Origin of the sequence: Burkholderia sp. Bp9004 (assembly GCF_003858025.1) — a bacterium.
Classification (GTDB): Bacteria; Pseudomonadota; Gammaproteobacteria; order Burkholderiales; family Burkholderiaceae; genus Burkholderia; species Burkholderia diffusa.
Genome location: NZ_QTQD01000009.1, coordinates 36,024 through 55,435 on the forward strand (window position 1 = coordinate 36,024; position 19,412 = coordinate 55,435).

A 19,412-nucleotide genomic window follows, 5' to 3' on the forward strand; every position below is an offset into this window, starting at 1 on the left:
TTCGTCAGTCGATCACCTTCCCTCTTCCGGACTTCACCACGCTGCGGCGCGACTTGTGTTCGAGCCGCCGCTCCTTCGATGCGCGTGTCGGCCGTGTCGCGACCCGCGCACGCGGCGTGTACGCGACGCTGCCGATCAACGCATCGAGCCGCGCGAGTGCCGCCTCGCGGTTTTTCTCCTGGGTGCGGTATTCCTGTGACTTGATCACGACGATGCCGTCGCGCGTGATGCGCTGGTCGGACAGCGCGAGAAGCCGTTCCTTGATGACGGGCGGCAGCGACGACGCGCGGATGTCGAAACGCAGGTGAATCGCGCTCGACACCTTGTTGACGTTCTGGCCGCCGGCACCCTGCGCGCGCACGGCAGTCCATTCGACTTCGGCCGGATCGAGCGTATAGCGGATCATCATCGCGACGTCTCCTTGCGGCGCCGCGCGAGCGCCTCGTCGACGCGGGCCGCAAGGCCCGAATCGCGTTGCGTACGTGTCGCGACTGCCTGCGCCAGCACGCGCCGCGGGCCGATCACCTGCACGCGCGTGCGCGCACGCGTGACGGCGGTGTAGACGAGTTCGCGCGTGAGCACACGGCTGAACGACGCCGGCAGCACGAGCGCGGCCTCGTCGAATTCGGAGCCCTGCGACTTGTGGACGGTCAGCGCGAACGCCGTCTCATGCGGCGGCAGCGCCGCGGGCGACACGGCGCGCGCAGTGCCGTCCGCGCGGCGGAACCATACGCGCAGCACGCCGTGCGCGTCCGGCAACGCGATACCAATGTCGCCGTTGAACAGTCCGAGCGCATAGTCATTGCGCGTCACCATGATCGGCCGCCCGGTGAACCAGTGTGCGCCGACCGCGAGCGGCACGTGCACGGCATGCCGCACGTGCGTGGCCACCATTGCATTGACGTGCTCGGCGCCGCGTGAGCCGGTGCGCGTCGCGCACAGGATCCGGAAACGGTTGAGCGCATCGAACAACGGCAACGGATCGGGCTGCGGCCCGGACAACGCAGTGCGCAACGCATCGATGTACGCACCGAACCGGCGCGCGAGCCGCTCGACCGTCGACGCCGCAAGCGTCTCGCCCGCGTCGTCGTGAAACGACGCGGCAGCCGCATCGTCAGCCGGCAACGCGTCGAGCGCGCCCTGCACGTCGCCGCGGCGGATCGCGAGCGACAGGCGGCCGATTGGCGAATCGAGACCGAAGCGGTAATTGCGTTCGAGCCACACGACGCAGTCTGCGAGCGGTGCGGGTGACGGGGCGGCGATGTCATCGGCTCGCGTTGCAGTGGTCGACACCCGTGTTGCCGCCCCTCGCGCATGGGCCGGATCGAGCGGCGCGAGTTCGACCGCGTCGAGCCACGCGAGCTCGTCGGCCTCGATCCACGCAGGATCGGTGGCTACGGAGGCGCCTTCGAGGCCGGCGGGTGCAGGTGACGACGAAACCGCCGGGGAAACCACTTCGTCCTGCGGGTCGTCGTCGAACAACGACGCCTGGCGCGTATCCACGTTGCGCCGCGCCGGTGGCTTGCGCGCCGCGCTCGCCGACAATGGCGCGGACGCCGGGGGTTGGGCCGCAACAGCAACCCCCCCCGCCGCCTCGCCGTCCGGCACCGGCAAGGCCGCGACGAAAGCCGCTTCGTCGATCCCGAGCGCATCCGCGATGCGCGTGCGCGCAGCGGCGGTGAACGTCGGCCGTGCGCTGAGTTCGGCGAACACGGCGCCGGCCTCGACCGCGGCAAGCTGATCCTTGTCGCCGAGCAGCACGAGCCGGGCGCCCGGCGCGAGCGCATCGAGCAGATGCGCGGCGAGCGCGACGTCGATCATCGACGCCTCGTCGACCACGATCAGGTCGTACGGCAACGGATTGTCGCGATGATGGCGGAAGCCCGCCGCCCCGCCGCCGCCGAGCAGGCGATGCAGCGTGTACGACGTGTCGGGCAGGCGCGCGGCAAGTTCCGGCGGCAGGTCGCCCGCCCGCGCGTGCAGCGCTTCCTGCATCCGCTGCGCAGCCTTGCCGGTGGGTGCCGCCAGCGCGATGCGCAATCCCGGCTGCGCGTCGAGCAGACAAGCCAGCACGCCGACGACGGTCGTCGTCTTGCCGGTGCCGGGGCCGCCGCTGACGATCGTCACGCGTCCTGTCAGCGCAACGATCGCCGCGACGCGCTGCCAGTCCACTTCGCCCGTCGCGGGCCCGAAGTAACGCACGAGACTGTCGCGCAACCGGTCGGGCGACAGCACGTCGCCCGGTGCGGCGACGCCGGCCTGCGCGACGAGCGCATCGGCGAGCCGACGTTCGTAGTCGAAATAACGCGACAGATACAGATGGTCGTGCCGGTCGACGATCAGCGGCCGCTCGTCGCCGCGCGCGAGCGTGCCGAAGGCCACCACGCCGCTCGCGGCAAGCGCCGCGCGCACGTCGTCGAGCGGTTCCTCGTAGCGCTGCGCGAGCGCGCCGAGCGACACGCATACGTGGCCGCCCGCGGTCGCCCGGCTCGTCGCAAACGCGGCACGCGCCGCCCAGCGCGCAGCCGCGGCCGGTGCACCCGCGCGGCGCGACAGGTCGCCGATGCGCCGCGCGAATCCTTCCGCGAGCGCGATACCGAAATCAGCCGGCTCGGGCAGGCGCGCGACGAGGCCGCCGGTGAATTCGAGCGTATCGTCGGACACGTTCATGCGCGGCCCCCTTCCATCATCCGGTCGAGCGCGTCGACGAGTTCGCGCGCGGGCCGCCGCGCATGCACGCCGGCCGGTTCGCCGGCACTGCGCCAGTCCGGCCGCACGCCACGCACGAACAGGTACAGATAGCCCGCGATATGCGTGTCGTAGTCATAGTCGGGCAGCCGCCCGCGCAAATAGCGATGCAGCGCAACCGTATAGAGCAGCGCCTGCAGGTGATAGGCGTGATTGGCCATCGCGACGTCGAGCGCACGCGGGCCGTAAGCGTCCGGCGTATTGCCGAGATGGTTCGACTTCCAGTCGACGATCCAGAAGCGGCCGTCGTGTTCGACGATCATGTCGATGAAACCCTTGATGAAACCGGCGAGCACGCCCGCGTCCAGCGCAACGTCCGGATAGCCGTGCGCGACCAGCAGCCGACGCAGCGCGCCCAGCTCGAGCGATGGCGCCGGGAACAGGAAACCCATTTCGTCGAGCCGCTTGGCGGGATCGAGATCCGCGAGCCGCATGCCCGGCACGAGCTCCGTGCGCACGACATCGTCGACGAGCCGCGCCATCATCGCGGGCAGGCGCGTCGCGAGTTCGGGCTCGGCCTCGACTGGCCGGTCATGCAGCGCGCCGAGCGCCGCCTGGTGCCACGAATCGGGCTCGGTGAATCGGCTGAGTTCGAACAGGCGGTGCAGACACTCGCCCGCTGCCGCGCCGCGCGGAAACATGAGGATATCGTCGTCCGGCGGCTCGACCTCGACCTCGACCGCGACGGTGTCGGCCACGGCAAGCGCGCCGTCCGGCGCGACGGCGGCAAGCGCATCGTGATCGGGCCGCAGATCGTCGTCCGGCACGACCGCGACGCCCGCCTCCTCGCGCGCCATCGACGCGGTCAGCGAACTGAAGCTCGCCATCCGCCACGCGTCGCGCAGCACGCGCGTCGCATGGCGTGCGGCGAGCGTCTGCGATGCATCGTGGCCGGCAGCCAGCCGCTCACGGCGCGCCGGCACCGGCAACGGTGCAACGCTCACGGGCCCGCCCGCGAGCGCTTGCCACGCGGCGTCGAGCGCCGCTTCGTCGGGCGGCTCGTCGAGCCACGCGTCGAACGACTGGCCGGCCCCGGCCACGAGCCAGTTCAGCACGCTGCGCCGCGCCTCGCGGGTCGAGCGCGACGACAGATAAGGCCCGGCGACGAGATAGCACCGATAGACCGCGCGCGTGAGCGCCACGTAGACGAGCCGCGCGCGTTCCGCCGCCTGTTCGCGCAACGCCTGGCGCGCGGCATGCTCGGCTGCTTCGTCGTCGCACCCGTAATGCAGCACGGCGTCGCCCGCATCGTCGTGATACTCGCGCGCGTCGGGTAGCGCCGACGCGGGCGGCTCGCGCAGCCCCCCGTCGTTCAGGAACGGACAGAACACGACCGCATATTCGAGGCCCTTCGACTTATGCACGGTCACGATCTGCACGAGGTTGCGATCGGATTCGAGACGCAGTTGCGCTTCCTCGCCGCCGCCGTCGAGCCGTTGCGCGGCGAGCCAGCGCAGCGTCGGCGCGATGCCCGGCTGCGCGGACGCACGCGCCTGCGTCAATTCGGCCAGGTGGTTGATGTCGGTCACGCGGCGTTCGCCGTCGGCGCCGGCCATCAGCCGCTCGGCGACCCGCAGCTCGCGCGTGAACGTGCGCCACATCACCGCGAAGCCGCGTTCGCGCCACAACAGCCGATAGCGCGAGAAGCGCTCGACCCAGCTCATCGCGTCCGCACCGTCGGCCGCTGCGCGCGACACATCGCCGTCGCCCTGCTCCATCCGCCACAGCGCCCCCGCATCGAGGCCGAACCAGTCGGCGGCCAGCGCCGCACGCAAGCGCCGCAGGTCGCCCGGCGCATCGATCGCTGCAAGCACGCGCTCGAGCTGCTCCGCATCGCCGGTCGAAAACACGGACGCCTGCGCGAGTTCGACGCTGCCGATGCCCCACGTGGCGAGCACGCGTTTCACGAGGCTGCCCTGCCGGTGCGTCTGCACCAGCACCGCGACGTCGCCCGGCGACAGCGGCGTATCGCCGAGCCGCACATGTCCTTCGCGCGCGCCGCGCATCAGCCGTGCGATCTCGGCCGCGCACGCCTGGGCGGCCTGTGCCTGCGCGTCGCGCTTGAGCAGCGTGCCGTCGCCGCCCGGCAGCGCCCAGATCCGGAAATCGCCGGATGGGCCAGGATCGGTTCCGTCGACGAACGGTGCGCGCACGCGCGTGCCGGCGCGCACCGCGTAATAGTCGAGCCCGTCGAGCACGAACGCACGCGGGTTCGACATGAAGAAGCGGTTGCACGCATCGACGATCGCCGGTGTCGAGCGCTGGTTGACCGCGAGCGTGTAGCACGCGCTCGCGCCTGCCCGCGCGGCGAGATACGTATGCAGATCCGCCGCGCGGAAGCTGTAAATGGCCTGCTTCGGATCGCCGACGAGAAAGAGCGGCCCGCCCGGTGCGAAGATCCTGTTGAAGATCGCGAACTGCAGCGGGTCCGTATCCTGGAATTCGTCGATCAGCGCGGCCGGATAGCGCGCGCGCAGCGTCTCGGCGAGCCACGGATGCGCGTGCAACGCGTGATACAGGTTCGCCAGCAGATCGTCGAACGACACGACGCGGCGCGTACGCTTGCGTTCGGCCAGCTCGCCCGGCGCTGTGTCGAGCCAGTCGGCGACCAGCGCGAGCCAGCGCGCGCGTTGCGCGGCCTCGGCGGCGGCCACCGCCGCTTCGAGCGCGTCGGCCACGTCGAAGAACGGGTGTTCGGGGGTCGCGCCGCCCTTTTTCGTCGCCTTCGCGAGCGCGGTGCGGGTGAGCTTGAGCGCCGCCTTCGGTATCGCGGCAGCCGCGTTGCCTTGCGCGAAATGCGCGGACCACGCGCCGAGCGCATCGGCAACCGCGTCGGGCTTGTGCGAACGCTGATTGAGCACGGGCTGCGCGGTGCGCAGCAATGCGTCGATCGCATCCCGCTCGTCGGCCCACATCCGCGCGGCCTCCGCGAAGCATTCGACGGCAGCGGCCTCCGCCGATGCGTCCGGTTCGACGACGCCGTCCCAGCGCAGCGCGGCGAGCGGCTTCTTCAGCCGCCGCGCGAGCTGGGCGTCGAGCGCGGCCGGGCCCGCGCCCGAATCGACGAGCCACGTCGCGAAGCCGGGCCAGCGCGCGGCCATCGGCTCGACGCGCGTGCGCCAGAAGTCCGCCGCGAGCTCGAAGCGCAGCGCCGCATCGTCGGCCTGCATCTCGAACGCGAACGGCATCGCGGCCGCGAACGGTGCCTCCTGCAGCGCACGCTGGCAGAACGCGTGGATCGTGTGGATCGCCGCCTGGTCGAATGAGCGTAGCGCTCGCCGGATCCGCTTCGCGGCGGTCTCGGGGTCGAGCGCGCCGGCTTCGCCGAGCGTCGTCTCGAGCAGGCGCGCGACGAACGGATCGCCGCCGTCGTCATCGGTATCGAGCGCATGCGCGAGTTGCGCCAGCCGCCCGCGGATCCGCTCGTGCAGTTCGGCCGTCGCCGCCTTCGTGAAGGTCACGACGAGGATTTCGTCCGCGCCGAGATCCTTCTCCAGCAGCAGGCGCACGTAAAGCGCGCAAATGTTCCACGTCTTGCCGGTACCGGCCGACGCCTCGATCTGGTTGACGCCGTCGAGCGGACACGCGAACACGTCGAGTTCGAGCGCCGCCTGCGGCTGGGATGCGGCGCTCATGCGACCTCCTTCAGATGTTCCAGCATCGGCTCGAACACGAGCCGGGCGAGCGTGCCGAACGGCTCGTCGAGCGACGGATGTGCGCCGCGCCACGCGATCGCGATCGCCGGATCGTCGGCTTCGCTCACCACGCGCTCGTTGATCCAGACGCTCGCGGCCTTCGCCTCGCCGTCGGAAATGCGCGCCCACGCACTGCGCGGGAAGAACCGCAGCGGCATGCGCCGCCCCGCGCGAAACAGCGCGGCGAGCGGCGCGAGGCGCTCGAGCGGTGCCGCGACCGGCGTGAGTTCGAACGCGCCGCCGCTGCCGAACCACAGCGTGCGGCGCGGGCCGTCGGGCTCCACCGCGCAGTAGACGAGGTGCGCGAGCCACGCGGACAGGTAGTCGCGCGCGCTCGGCCGTGCATAGCGATAGATGATCTGGCCCGCCGGCGTCAGCCGGTTCAGCGTGCCGTGCAACTCGAGCGGCGCGCTCACCGCATCGCCCGACAGCATCGCGTCATCGGCACCGAACAGCGCCTGTTCGGTGTCGGGCCATGCAGGCGCGATCGCGAGCGTGAATGGCCGCCGTTCCATGCCGTCGGCCAGCGCACGCCGCACGTTCGACGCAAGCTGCGTCATCGAGCCGAGCGCCTGGTCGCGCCAGACGGCGCCTGTCGCGCCGCCCGGCAGCTCCGGGCTGGCGTCCGCGATGCGCAGCGCGTGATCGTGCACGCCGCCTTCATCCGATTCGATCAAAAGCGGCAGCAGGCGCTCGGCGAGCGCGTCGCTGCCCGCGAAGTCGAGTGCGAACGGCTCCGTATCGAGCAGTTCGGCCTGCGCGTCGGCCAGCACGATGCCGAGCCGCGCGCGCAGCAGCGCGCGGGCCGGATGCCGCCAGAACCGCTCGAATTCGCTGAACGCGACGGGCTCGACCGGCTCGGCCGGCAGCGGTTGCGCGAAGAACGGCTGCTCGCGCGTGGCATCGCGTGCGGATTCGGCCGCCAGCAGTGCCGCGAGCGTCGCGCGCTCGGCGTCGTACGAAGCCAGTTCGCTGCCGGGCCGGAAATACTCGGCCGCGAACGGTTGCAGCGGATGTTCGACGACGAACGAGCGCCGCGCGGCATCGACGGCGTCCGGCGGGGCGTCCGCGCCGGCCGTGACGAGCGCGAGATGGTCGAGCAATTCGTCGACGAGCGCTGCGGGCGGCAACGGCGCGTTGTCGCGAATGCTGCGCCCCGTATAGGCAATCAGCAGCCGGTCGCGCGCGGCGAGCAGCAGGTCGAGGAACAGGTTGCGTTCGTCGTCGCGGCGCTGCCGGTCGCCGAGCTTCGGCAACACGGCCATCAGGTCGAACTCGTCCGCGCGAGCGAGGCTCGGCAGCACGCCGTCGTCCATGCCGAGCAGGCACACGACGCGGTATGGCAGCCCGCGCAGGCTCGTCAGCGACGAGAACGTGACGCCGCCCCACGGCACCCCGCCGCGCGCCGGATCGTCGAGCGCGGCTGCCAGCCCCGCGCGTACGACGGCCGCGGGCAAGGCTTCGTCGGGCGCGCCTTCCGTCATCGCGGCGAGCATCGCGTCGAGCGCGTCGCGCACACCCGACAGCGCATCGGCATATGCGGCACCGGAGTCGAAGAACCGCGCGAGCGTGTCGGCGAACAGTTCGCTCCAGGCGCGCGGCGTGTGCGCGTCGGCGAGCCGTCGCGAGAAGCCGTCGAGATCGTCGGTGAAGCGCGCGAGCCGGCCGAGCAGTTCGGCCTCGCTGCCGGTCGCCGCCTCGATAGGCAGCCACGCGCCGACCGGTGCCGCGCCTTCGGGCATCGCATAGCCGAGGAAGAGCCGCGCGAGCGCATCGGAAAACGTATGGCGCGGCGCAGGCACCGCCGCATCGTCGCTCACCGTCGGCGACAGGCCGCGCCGCGCGCCTGCGGCCGCGAGCCAGGTCTGAACCGTCTCGAGCGCGGTTGCGTCGATGCCGTAACGGGCCGCCACCGCGTCGACGCGCAGCCATTCGACCAACTCAGGCGCGCCGACCTGCCGCTCCGGCAACGCGAGCCATTCCAGCAGCACGCGCGCGACCGGGTTCGCCTGCGACGGCGGCAGGCCGGTGATCCGGTAAGGCACGCGCGCGCCGCCGGCGCCCGCCGTTCCGAACACGGCATCGATCAGTGGCCCGGCCGCCGCGAGATCGGCGACCGCCACGAGCACATCGGACGGCTGCAGTGTCGCGTCCGCATCGAACCACGCGAGCAGGCGGTCATGCAGCACCTCGAGCTGGCGCGCGAGGCTGTGGCACACGTGCACCTCGATCCCGCGCTCGGCCGGCGCTTCGCCGAGCTCGGCCTCCGGTTGCAGGTCGAGGATGGCGTTCTGCACGCGCGCGAGCCAGGTCGGCGCGGGATTCCCGACGAAACGCGACGCATCGCCCGACGCGGCGCTTTCAGTCAGTTCGTGCAGCATGTGCAGCTGCGCCTGCGTCTGCCGGCCCCACTCCGCGAGCAGCGGATGGCCGACTTCCTGATAGTCGAGCCGGCCGGCCGCATCGAGCGCTTCGGCATGCGCGGCGGTGACGATGTCGAACCAGAATTCGCGGCACGGATTGAGCGCATAGACGCGCACGTCGATCCAGCGCGACAGCTCGCGCAGCAACGCGACGTGCAGCGGCGGCATCGTCGGCAGCGCAAACACGCTGACCGATTCCGGCCAGTCGGCACGCGCGACGGTCTCGAGATCGAGGTTGCGCGCCTCCACGAGGAAGCGATGCGCGGGTGGCGTGCCGCTGTCGCTCAGCTCCGCGAGCAGCGCACGCCACAGCGCCGCCTGCCAGTGCTCGTCGTCCCGTGCGGCATCGCTGATTCCGCGCGGCGCGGCGTCGCCCGCGAGCACCGACTCGCCGGCCTGCCATGCGGCCAGCCATTCGGGCCGATAGGTCAGGTAATGATCGAGCACGGCCGCGACGCGCTGTGCGAGCTCGTAGCGCATCGCGTCGTCGGACGCCGACAGATACGCAGCCAGCCGCGGCGACGCGAGCCACGGCGCGCTGCCCGCGCCCTGTGCGAACAGCCGGTAGCAGCGCCACACGAGGCGATCGGGTGCGAACGGCGAGCGCGCGGGCACCGTCAGCACGCGGCCGATCTGCGCCCACAGCCACTGCGCGAGATACGTGAACTCGACGTTCGCGCACACGCCGTGGCGCGCGGCGATGTCGAGTTCCAGACGGCGGCGAAGCGCCGCGCTCGGTACGATGACCTGTTGCGGCGCCCACGGGCCGTTGCGGGCCGGGAACGCGGCCAGGTCGTCGAGCAGCGCGTCGGCCAGCGTTTCGTGACGGTTCGAATAGAAGAGATGGAGCATGAAGCGGGTGTCGGAGCCTCGCGCCGGCCAGGCCGTGCGAACGGGAGCACCAAGGATAGCAAAAGGGCCGTCGCGGCGAACCTCGTCCGAAAGGCCAGGTTTTGCGGACCGCGAAATACGATAGACTCGTCGCCAGTCATTACGACGCCCCGGGCGTCTTCGTCTGTCATTCAGCCCATCGATGCGCTATTCGGTCGAAATCAGAAAGTTTTTCTACAGCCAGTACTTTTTCGGCGGCCTGCGGATCGCGGTCGGCGTATCGCTGCCGGCCGTGCTGTGCCTGATCGTGTTTCACAACCGGGAGCTCGGCTTCACGATCTCGACCGGTGCGCTCGGCGCGTGCGTCGTCGACATGCCTGGCCCGCTGAAGTACAAGCACAACGAAATGCTCGCGTGCAGCGTGATCGGCTTCCTGGCCGCGCTCGCGACAGGCCTCGCCACGCCGAACATCTTCGCGCTGTGGCTGACGATCGTGCCGCTCACGTTCGTGCTGTCGCTGATCGTCGTCTACGGCAACCGCTGGCCGCAGATCAGCTTCGCGACGCTGTTCATGATGGTGATGACGCTCGAGGAGAATTTCACGCCGCTGCAAGCGTTCGTCAATGCCGGCTGGATTCTCGCCGGCGGCCTCTGGTACACGTACTGGGCGACGCTCGTGTCGCAATGGCAGGCGCGCCGGATCGAACAGCAGGCGCTCGCCGAAAGCCTGTTCGCATGCGCCGACTACCTGCTCGCCCGTGCGCAATTCTACGATCTCGATGCCGATCTCGACGAGTGCTATCGCAATCTCGTCGCGAAGCAGATCACCGCGGTCGAAACCCAGGAAACCGCGCGCGACATCGTGCTGCGCAACCTGCCGAAGCTGCGCCGCGGCAAGCTCGACCCCGGCCGCACGATGATGTACAACCTGTTCATCAACAGCGTCGACCTGCACGAGCTGTTCGTCGGCGCGCACACCGACTACCCGCTCGTGCGCAACACGTTCGGCGGCTCCGACCTGATCATTTTCTATCGCGACCTGATCCACAAGGCGGCCCGCGACCTCGAGGAAATCGGCCTCGCGGTGCTCGAGAATCGCGCGCCGCATTCGCGGATCAGCGTGAAGGCCGAACTGCGCGCGATCGAGTACGAGATCGAGCTGATGCGCAAGAAGAACTTCCCGGCCACCAACGCGGAAGCCTACGCAGCCGTGCTCGCGACCTTCCGCCGCATCTGGAGCGCGACGCGCCTGATCGACCGGATGCGCCGCAACCTGTCGGGCCATGCCGATCCGCAGCAGACCGAACTGAAGATCGACAAGGCGCTCACGCGCTTCCTGCAGCGGCGCCGGATGTCGCCGCTCCTGATCTTCTCGAACCTGAACATGCGCTCGCCGAGCTTTCGCCACGCGCTGCGCGTGACGATCGCGGTCGCGGTCGGCTTCTGGCTCGGCCGGCTGCTACCGCTCACGAATGCCTACTGGATCGTGATGACGACCATCATCATCCTGAAGCCCGGCTACTCGCTCACCAAGCAGCGCAACGCGCAGCGTATCGTTGGCACGCTGATCGGCTGCGCGGCGAGCATCGCGCTGATCTACACGGTCAAGGAACCGCACCTGCTGATCGCAATCATGTTCGGGTCGATGGTGATGAGCTACAGCCTGCTGCTGTTCAACTACGCGGCGAGCGTCGTGTTCACGTCTTCTTACGTGCTGCTGATGTTCCACCTGCTCGCGCCGGGCAGCATGCGGATCATCGGCGAGCGCGCGATCGACACGGTGGTCGGCTGCATGATCGCGATCGCGGCGAGCCGCCTGTTCCCGTACTGGGAATACCGGCTGATGGGCAAGCTCGTCACCGACATGCTGACCTCGACACGCAGGTATTTCGAAGCAGTGTGGCGCGCCGGGCGCGGCGTGTCGCCGCCGCCCGTGCCGGCCGCCGACGGCGCGGCGGTCGTGCCGGTCGTCGCGGCGGCAATCGAGACGCCGGCCGCCGCCCTCGACGACGACTACCGCTACCGCCTCGCGCGCAAGGACGTGCACATCGCGTTCGCGAATCTCGGCCAGGCGTTCCAGCGGATGATGATCGAGCCGAAGGCGCACCAGCGCTTCGTGCCGGAGCTGAACGACCTGCTCGTGCAGACCCACGTGCTCGGTGCGCAGATCACCGCCGCCGCGCCACTGATCCGGAGCGCGTGTGCGGCCGACGAGAACATCGTCCACGACGATGCGTTGCGCCGCGGCCTGTCCGCCGTGCTCGAGAACCTCGAGAAGGCAGAAGCCGGCGAACCGCCGCCGGCCGACCAGCTCGACGCGACGAAGCAGATCACCCGCGACCTCGACGCGATGGTCGTGTCCGCGGAAAAATCCGACGCGGTCGGCGCCGAGCTCACGCACGACCTGAAGGTGCTCGCGCACCAGTGCAAGCAGATGCTCGCGTCGTCGCTGCTGATCCGCAAGGACGCGAGCGTCATCCGCCTGCCCGCATGACGCCGTGACGTCGTTCCGCCACCAGCCGCCCGCACACACGAGCGGGCCGGCCGGCAGCGCTCCCCGCGCCCGCAACACCCTCCCGAAGCATGACCCGCACGCCCCTTACGGCCCACGCGCCCGCTGCGCAATGGCCCCACCTTCGATTGCGCCGGTTGCGCCAGTCAGGGAATACCCGATTCCGGTCGCATGGTCAGGCTTGTTATCATTCGGGCACGCCTAAGTTGTATATACAACTTGAACCAACCGGGCCGGCCCCGTTCGCCCGGTCTGTCGCATAACGATATCGGAGACTCAATGAAGAACTTGCAGCGCCATCTGAGCGCGCGGCACATCCGCTTTCTCGCGCTGGGCTCGGCGATCGGCACCGGCCTGTTCTACGGCTCGGCGTCCGCGATCCAGCTCGCGGGCCCGGCGGTGATCCTGGCCTACATCCTGGGCGGCGCGGCTGTCTACATGGTGATGCGCGCGCTCGGCGAGATGGCCGTGCGCGAGCCCGTCGCCGGCTCGTTCGGCCACTATGCGACCGAAAACCTCGGCCCATTCGCGGGCTTCGTCACCGGCTGGACCTACACGCTTGAAATGGTGATCGTCGCCATCGCCGACATCACCGCGTTCGGCATCTACATGGGCTTCTGGTTTCCGGATGTCCCTCAATGGATCTGGGTGCTCGGCGTCGTCGCGGTCATCTGCGGGCTGAACCTGTGCCATGTGAAGGTGTTCGGCGAGCTCGAATTCTGGCTGTCGCTCATCAAGGTCGGCGCGATCGTCGCGATGATCGGCGGCGGCGTTGCGATCCTGCTGACCGGCATGCATTTCGGCCATTCGGCCGACGTGCCGACGTTCGCGAACCTGTGGAACCACGGCGGCTTCTTCCCGAACGGGATCGGCGGGTTGATCGCGTCGCTGTCGGTCGTGATCTTCGCGTACGGCGGCATCGAGGTGATCGGGATGAGCGCCGGCGAGGCCAAGGATCCGGAGCGCGTGATTCCGCGCGCCATCAACGCGGTGCCCGCGCGCATCCTGTTGTTCTACGTGCTGACGATGGTCGTCCTGATGTCGATCAGCCCGTGGACCGGCGTCGGCAGCGATGGCAGCCCGTTCGTGCAGATCTTCTCGGCGCTCGGCGTGAAGTCGGCCGCGACCATTCTCAACCTCGTGGTGATCAGCGCGGCGATCTCGGCGATCAACAGCGACATCTTCGGCGCGGGCCGGATGATGTTCGGGATGGCGCGGCAGGGCCAGGCGCCGCGCGTGCTGATGGCGACGTCGCGGCACGGCGTGCCATGGGTCACGGTGCTCGTGATGGCCGGCGCGCTGCTGATCGGCGTGCTGCTCAACTACCTGATGCCGAAGGACGTGTTCCTGGTGGTGGCGGCGATCGCGACGTTCGCGACCGTATGGGTGTGGCTGATGATCCTGCTGTCGCAGGTCGCGATGCGCCGTCGCCTGTCGAGCGCGGAAGTCGCGGCGCTGAAGTTCAAGGTGCCGCTGTGGCCCGTCGCACCCGCGCTGACGATCGCGTTCATGGCTTTCGTGATCGTGATGCTCGGCTGGTTCGAAGATACGCGCGTCGCGCTCTACGTCGGCGCGGCATGGCTCGTGCTGCTCGCGGCCGTGTTCTACGCACGAATCCGCCCGAAATTTGCGCCTGCGTCACGTTGACGCACGGCTGACCCTTCCACGCGGCGCGCCGGCTTCGGCGCCCGCGCCCGTCCCGGCGCGATGCCTCGCGCCACGCACCGCGTCCACGCTTCCTGCCGTTTCCGCGCATCGCTGGCGGCCCGACCGGGCCACCCAGCGATCATGCGCATCCGCGCCGGCGTCAGTGCGACGCGGCGCTCGCGGCCTCGGCCGGATGGGCCTCGTCGTACGCGTGCTTCTGCGAGATCGCGTTATACATGATCGTCCCGATCACGAGCAGCACGGCCACGACGATCAGGATGCTCACGTTGCGGACAGGGTTCTTCTTGCGCTGATCGTTCATGATCGGTACGGCTCCGTCGATTTCGTTGAAGCGGGCATTCTACGCGCTTGCGCCCGCGCTGCGACGCCCCGGTAGCGTCCCCTCCCCCCGCCTTCCTCCCTGCTTTCCATCACCTTTCATTTGATAATCATTCCCATTCCGATCTAGAATCCGAAATCTTTCGTTTTGTAATGTTTCGGGTTGCTCGGGCGGCAGGCACGCCCCGGAACGCTTCTTCGTCCGCCTGCCTCATCGGAGTCTTCATGTCGAATCCGCGCACCCGCCTGCTGCCGCTCGTCGGCGCCCTCGCCCTTGCCGCCGCCGCATTCGCGCCCCTCGCCCACGCGGCCGAGGAAGTGAGCCTGTACACCACCCGCGAACCGAAGCTGATCCAGCCGCTCATCGACGCGTTCACGAAACAGAGCGGCATCAAAGTCAACACGGTGTTCGTGAAGGACGGCCTGCTCGAGCGCGTGAAGGCGGAAGGCGCGCAGTCGCCGGCCGACGTGCTGATGACGGTCGACATCGGCAACCTGCTCGACCTTGTCGACGGCGGGCTCGCGCAGCCGGTGCGCTCGAAGGTGCTCGACGATGCGATCCCCGCGAACCTGCGCGGCGCGCAGGGTGACTGGTACGCGCTGTCGCTGCGCGATCGCGTGCTGTACGTGGAGAAGGACCTGAAGGTCGACGCGTTCCGCTACGAGGATCTCGCCGATCCGAAATGGAAGGGCAAGGTCTGCATCCGCTCGGGGCAGCATCCGTACAACACGGCACTCGTCGCGGCAATGATCGCGCACGACGGCGAAGCCGCGACCGAAAAGTGGCTGCGAGGCGTGAAGGCGAACCTTGCCCGCAAGGCGACGGGCGGCGACCGCGACGTCGCGCGCGACATTCTCGGCGGCATCTGCGACGTCGGCCTGGCCAACGCGTACTACGTCGGTCACATGAAGAACGCAGAGCCCGGCACCGATGCGCGCAAGTGGGGCGACGCGATCAAGGTGGTGCGGCCGACGTTCGCGAACGCGAAGAGCGGCGGCACGCACGTGAACATCAGCGGCGCGACGGTCGCGAAGCACGCGCCGCACAAGGCCAACGCGGTGAAGCTGCTCGAGTACCTCGTGTCGCCGGAAGCGCAGGCGCTGTATGCGCAGGCGAACTACGAATATCCGGTGCGCGCGAACGTGAAGCTCGACCCGGTGATCGCGAGCTTCGGCACGCTGAAGGTCGACCCGCTTCCGCTGACCGACATCGCGAAGCACCGCAAGGCGGCCAGCCAGCTCGTCGACAAGGTCGGCTTTGACAACTGACGCAACGTTCGTCCGCACGCGCCGCCGGCCGCTCCGTTCGCGCGCGGGCGGCCTCTGGCTGGGCGCGGCCGTCGCGATCGCGGCGGCGGTCGCGGCGCCGCTCGCGGTGCTGGTCGCCGCCGCGTTCGGCGCCGATCTCGCGCACTGGAAGCATCTCGCCGAGTTCGTGCTGCCGCAGGCGCTCGTCAACACGCTGCTGTTGCTCGCGGGCGTCGGCGCAATCGTCACGGTGGTCGGCACCGGCTGCGCGTGGCTCGTCACCGCCTACGATTTTCCCGGCCGCCGGATGCTGACCTGGGCGCTGCTGCTGCCGCTCGCGGTGCCCACCTATATCGTCGCATTCGCCTATCTCGACCTGCTCCACCCGATCGGCCCCGTGCAGGGCGCGATCCGCTGGCTGCTCGGCTTCGACAGCCCGCGCCAGTTCCGTCTGCCCGACCTGCGCTCGCTGCCCGGTGCGATCTTCGTGCTCGGCTTCGTGCTGTATCCGTACGTGTACCTGAGCACGCGCGCAATGTTCGTCACGCAGTCCGCGAGTCTTCTCGAAGCCGCGCGCACGCTCGGCGCGGGACGCATCGCGACGTTCTGGCGCGTCGTCGTGCCGCTCGCCCGGCCCGCGATCGCCGTCGGCGTGAGCCTTGCGCTGCTCGAAACGCTGAACGACATCGGCGCGTCGGAATTCCTCGGTGTGCAGACGCTCACCGTGTCGGTCTACACGACGTGGATCACGCGCTCCGATCTCGCCGGCGCCGCGCAGATCGCGCTCGCGATGCTCGCGATCGTCGTCGGCATGATCGTGCTCGAACGTTACGGGCGCCGTCGCCAGCGCTACGCGCACGGCCGACGCATGCGTCCGGTCGCACCGCGCAAGCTGACGGGCGCGGCCGCGTGGAGCGCCGCCGCGCTCGGCTGGCTGCCGGTGCTGCTCGGCTTCGGCGCGCCGGCCGCATACCTCGCGGTCGAGACCGGCAAGCGGCTGCATCTCGTCGGCGGCGTATCCGCTCAATTGACGACCGGGCTCGCGAACACGCTGACGATCGCCGCCGCCGCAACCGTCGCGACACTCGCATGCGGGCTCGTCGTCTCGTGGGCGGCGCGCGCGCAGCGCGACAGCGCGCGTGCGGGCCCGGCCCGCGTGTGCGCGCGCATCGCGAGCCTCGGCTACGCGGTGCCGGGCACCGTGCTCGCGATCGGCCTGCTGATCCCGTTCGCGGCGGCCGACCGGCTGCTCGGCGCGGCGCTCGGCCGTGACGGGCTGCTGCTGATGGGGTCGGCGGCCGCGCTCGTGATCGCCTACACCGTCCGCTTTCTCGCGATCTCGGCCGGCAGCATCGAAGCCGGCCTCGCGCGCATTCCGCCGTCGCTCGAACACGCCGCGCGCTCGCTCGGCGAGACGGCCGGCGGCACGCTGCGCCGCGTGCACCTGCCGCTGCTGCGGCCCGCGCTCACGACGAGCGCACTGCTCGTCTTCGTCGACGCGATGAAAGAGCTGCCGGCGACACTGCTGCTGCGCCCGCTGAATTTCGACACGCTCGCGACCTGGCTGTACGCGGAGGCCGCGCGCGGCACCTATGAGGAAGGCGCGGTCGCCGCGCTCGCAATCGTGCTGGCCGGGCTCGTGCCCGTGATCTTGCTCGCGCGCACCCGTCACAAGATCGGAGCCTGACACCGTGAATCTGCTCGAACTCGACGACCTCTGCGTCGCCTATGACACGCCGCACGGCCGCCGCACGGTGGTCGACGGGCTGAGCCTCGCGCTGCCGCGCGGCGATATCGGCTGCCTGCTCGGCGCATCGGGCTGCGGCAAGACCACCGTGCTGCGCGCGATCGCGGGCTTCGAGCCCGTACGCATGGGACGCATCGTGCTGGACGGCACGCCCGTCGCGGCGCCGTCGCTCGACGTGCCGCCCGAGCGGCGGCGCATCGGGATGATGTTCCAGGACTACGCGCTGTTCCCGCACCTGAGTGCGGCCGACAACGTCGCGTTCGGACTGCGGCGCATGCCGAAGGCCGAGCGGCGCGCGCGCGTCGCGGACATGCTCGAGCTGGTCGGGCTCGCCGCTTCCGGCGACGCGTATCCACACGAACTGTCGGGCGGCCAGCAGCAGCGCGTCGCCCTCGCCCGTGCGCTCGCGCCGTCACCGGAGCTGCTGCTGCTCGACGAGCCATTCTCGAATCTGGACGTCGATACACGCGAGCGGCTCGCGTTCGAGCTGCGCGACATCCTGAAGCGCACGGGTCACACCGCGATCCTCGTCACGCACAATCAGGCGGAAGCATTCGCGATCGCCGACCGGATCGGCGTGATGAAGGATGGCCAGCTCGCGCAATGGGACACGCCGTACGCGCTGCACCACCATCCGGCCAGTCCGTTCGTCGCGGAGTTCGTGCGCCGCGACGCGCTGGCGGACGAACGCGCACGCGCGCTGTCGCGCGGCCGCTGACCGGGCGACAATGGCGCGTATTGGCGGCGCACACACGTAACATCCGTGCGCACCGACGCGATCCGTTGCCGTCCCGCGCGCTATGCCGGCTCGGACAGATCGCGCACCGGCAGCGCGGTCGAATACTTGATCTGCTCCATCGCGAACGACGAGCTCACGTCGAACAGCGGCACCGCGCGGATCAGTTGCTTGTACACGCGATCGTAATCGTCGATGCCGGCCACCACGACCCGCAGCAGATAGTCGGTCTCGCCGCTCATCCGATAGACCTCGACGACTTCCGGCATGTCGCGCACGGCCTGCGTGAAGCGCTGCGCCCACTCCTCGGTGTGCTGGTTCGTGCGGATCGCGACGAACACGGTCGTGCCGACACCGAGCTTGCGCGGATCGCACAGCGCGACCTGCGCACGGATCGCGCCGGTTTCCTTGAGCCGCTGCACGCGCTTCCAGCACGGCGTCTGCGACAGGTTCACGCGCTGCGCGAGCTCCGCGATCGGCAAGGTGGCATCTGCCTGCAACAGCTCAAGCAGTTTGCGATCGATGGCATCCATTTACCCAGTCCCTCGTAGATAGAAATTTTTTCTATGCATCCTGCATGACGGGGAACAATATGGAAACCGCTGCGCGGCGTCGACCGGGATAAATACCAATCAGGCCGGGAAGAATCCGCATCACGCACGATCCCGTGCGCAGCGGTCCATCGATCATCGGCACACCAGACGAAACAGGCGATTCCACCCGTCGAGGTGGAATCGCCTGAAGTCGCTGCGCCTGCGCTGCCTGGCCAGCCGCTCACGACGAATACGGCGCCTGCGCGCCGCGTCGCCGTGAGATCGCTCAATACGCGACCGTCGCGATCTCGCGCACGAAGCCGTGTTGCTCGAGCGTGTCGACGAACGCGACCGCATAGTCTTCGGCCGAGATCCTGCTGTTGCCCTCTGCGTCCACGATCAGCTTGCCCACGCCCGTGCGGAACGTGCCGGTGCGCTCGCCCGGCGCGATCAGGGCCGCGGGCGCGAAGAACGTCCAGTCGAGATCGACGACCGTTTCAAGGTAATCGAGCGCATCGCGGTGCGCGAGCGCGACCGCCTTGTACGCGTCCGGGAAACCTTCGGTGTCGACCAGCTGCTTGCCCGGCGCAACTTCGAGCGAACCGGCGCCCCCCACCACCACGAGCCGCTTCAGGCCCGCCTGGCGCGTGCTTTCCACCAGCGCCTTCGCCGCGGCGACGATCTTCGCGGGATCGTCCTGCTTCGGGCTGTACGCGCTCGCGACGACGTCGTGGCCCGGCAGCGCGGCCGCGATGCTGGCCGCATCGAACAGGTCGGCGGCCTTCGCGGTGATGCCGTCGCCGGCCGCGCCCGGGTGGCGCGACAGCGCGGTCACGCGATGGCCGCGGCACACGGCTTCCGCGGCGATGCGCGAGCCGATCATCCCGGTGGCGCCGAACAGTGCGATGTTCAAGGTACGTTGCGTCATGTCGATTCTCCAGAAATAAAAGTAA

12 protein-coding genes are annotated in these 19,412 nt (G+C 69.5%); 5 read left to right on the forward strand and 7 right to left on the reverse strand.

Annotated elements, in window-relative coordinates; genetic code table 11:
* Positions 1-4 precede the first annotated feature (4 nt).
* Genes arfB through recC form a run of 4 tightly spaced genes read right to left on the reverse strand, consistent with a single transcriptional unit; the run spans position 5 to position 9,718 of the window.
* Complete coding sequence (gene arfB / locus DIE08_RS12610) at positions 5-409, reverse strand: alternative ribosome rescue aminoacyl-tRNA hydrolase ArfB (protein WP_124902066.1); 405 nt, start codon at positions 407-409, stop codon at positions 5-7.
* Positions 406-2,670, reverse strand: coding sequence for an AAA family ATPase (locus DIE08_RS12615; RefSeq protein WP_124902067.1), 2,265 nt, complete (start codon positions 2,668-2,670; stop codon positions 406-408). Before DIE08_RS12615 ends, arfB begins: the two co-directional genes overlap by 4 nt.
* Positions 2,667-6,383: an exodeoxyribonuclease V subunit beta gene (recB, locus tag DIE08_RS12620; protein WP_124902068.1), complete on the reverse strand. Its 3,717-nt coding sequence runs from the start codon at positions 6,381-6,383 to the stop codon at positions 2,667-2,669. The genes DIE08_RS12615 and recB overlap by 4 nt, the downstream gene beginning before the upstream one ends.
* Positions 6,380-9,718, reverse strand: coding sequence for an exodeoxyribonuclease V subunit gamma (gene recC / locus DIE08_RS12625; RefSeq protein WP_124902069.1), 3,339 nt, complete (start codon positions 9,716-9,718; stop codon positions 6,380-6,382). The genes recB and recC overlap by 4 nt, the downstream gene beginning before the upstream one ends.
* 181 nt (positions 9,719-9,899) lie before the next feature.
* Here recC and DIE08_RS12630 point away from each other — a divergent pair, with 181 nt between their 5' ends.
* Both DIE08_RS12630 and DIE08_RS12635 read left to right on the forward strand, forming a co-directional pair.
* Complete coding sequence (locus tag DIE08_RS12630) at positions 9,900-12,191, forward strand: FUSC family membrane protein (protein WP_124902070.1); 2,292 nt, start codon at positions 9,900-9,902, stop codon at positions 12,189-12,191.
* A 297-nt stretch (positions 12,192-12,488) separates the two neighbouring features.
* The gene (locus tag DIE08_RS12635; RefSeq protein WP_059603412.1) at positions 12,489-13,856 is read left to right on the forward strand and encodes an amino acid permease; all 1,368 of its coding nucleotides are present in this window, start codon (positions 12,489-12,491) and stop codon (positions 13,854-13,856) included.
* Between the two features lie 160 nt (positions 13,857-14,016).
* Here the strand turns inward: DIE08_RS12635 and DIE08_RS12640 are convergent, their stop codons facing one another.
* On the reverse strand, positions 14,017-14,178 hold the full coding sequence (locus tag DIE08_RS12640; RefSeq protein ID WP_011884072.1) for a hypothetical protein: 162 nt from the start codon (positions 14,176-14,178) through the stop codon (positions 14,017-14,019).
* Positions 14,179-14,420: 242 nt separating this feature from the next.
* Here DIE08_RS12640 and DIE08_RS12645 point away from each other — a divergent pair, with 242 nt between their 5' ends.
* From DIE08_RS12645 to DIE08_RS12655, 3 genes are read left to right on the forward strand one after another with little or no spacing between them, the layout of a single operon-like run.
* Positions 14,421-15,464, forward strand: coding sequence for a Fe(3+) ABC transporter substrate-binding protein (locus tag DIE08_RS12645; protein WP_124902071.1), 1,044 nt, complete (start codon positions 14,421-14,423; stop codon positions 15,462-15,464).
* Positions 15,454-17,130 carry an iron ABC transporter permease gene (locus DIE08_RS12650; protein WP_124902072.1) on the forward strand — a complete coding sequence of 559 codons (1,677 nt, stop codon included), beginning with the start codon at positions 15,454-15,456 and terminating at the stop codon, positions 17,128-17,130. Before DIE08_RS12645 ends, DIE08_RS12650 begins: the two co-directional genes overlap by 11 nt.
* 4 nt (positions 17,131-17,134) lie before the next feature.
* Entirely contained in the window at positions 17,135-17,908 is a 774-nt protein-coding gene (locus DIE08_RS12655; protein WP_124623220.1) for an ABC transporter ATP-binding protein, read from the forward strand.
* 80 nt (positions 17,909-17,988) lie between these two features.
* Here DIE08_RS12655 and DIE08_RS12660 read toward each other — a convergent pair whose 3' ends face one another.
* Positions 17,989-18,459: an Lrp/AsnC family transcriptional regulator gene (locus tag DIE08_RS12660; protein WP_006754321.1), complete on the reverse strand. Its 471-nt coding sequence runs from the start codon at positions 18,457-18,459 to the stop codon at positions 17,989-17,991.
* Between the two features lie 286 nt (positions 18,460-18,745).
* Entirely contained in the window at positions 18,746-19,387 is a 642-nt protein-coding gene (locus DIE08_RS12665) for an NAD(P)-dependent oxidoreductase (RefSeq protein ID WP_124902073.1), read from the reverse strand.
* Between the last annotated feature and the right edge of the window lie 25 nt (positions 19,388-19,412).

Coding starts and splice junctions, on each gene's coding strand:
- arfB (WP_124902066.1), bottom strand. CDS start 409: ATGATGATCCGCTATACGCTCGATCCGGCCGAAGTCGAATGGACTGCC.
- DIE08_RS12615 (WP_124902067.1), bottom strand. CDS start 2,670: ATGAACGTGTCCGACGATACGCTCGAATTCACCGGCGGCCTCGTCGCG.
- recB (WP_124902068.1), bottom strand. CDS start 6,383: ATGAGCGCCGCATCCCAGCCGCAGGCGGCGCTCGAACTCGACGTGTTC.
- recC (WP_124902069.1), bottom strand. CDS start 9,718: ATGCTCCATCTCTTCTATTCGAACCGTCACGAAACGCTGGCCGACGCG.
- DIE08_RS12630 (WP_124902070.1), top strand. CDS start 9,900: ATGCGCTATTCGGTCGAAATCAGAAAGTTTTTCTACAGCCAGTACTTT.
- DIE08_RS12635 (WP_059603412.1), top strand. CDS start 12,489: ATGAAGAACTTGCAGCGCCATCTGAGCGCGCGGCACATCCGCTTTCTC.
- DIE08_RS12640 (WP_011884072.1), bottom strand. CDS start 14,178: ATGAACGATCAGCGCAAGAAGAACCCTGTCCGCAACGTGAGCATCCTG.
- DIE08_RS12645 (WP_124902071.1), top strand. CDS start 14,421: ATGTCGAATCCGCGCACCCGCCTGCTGCCGCTCGTCGGCGCCCTCGCC.
- DIE08_RS12660 (WP_006754321.1), bottom strand. CDS start 18,459: ATGGATGCCATCGATCGCAAACTGCTTGAGCTGTTGCAGGCAGATGCC.
- DIE08_RS12665 (WP_124902073.1), bottom strand. CDS start 19,387: ATGACGCAACGTACCTTGAACATCGCACTGTTCGGCGCCACCGGGATG.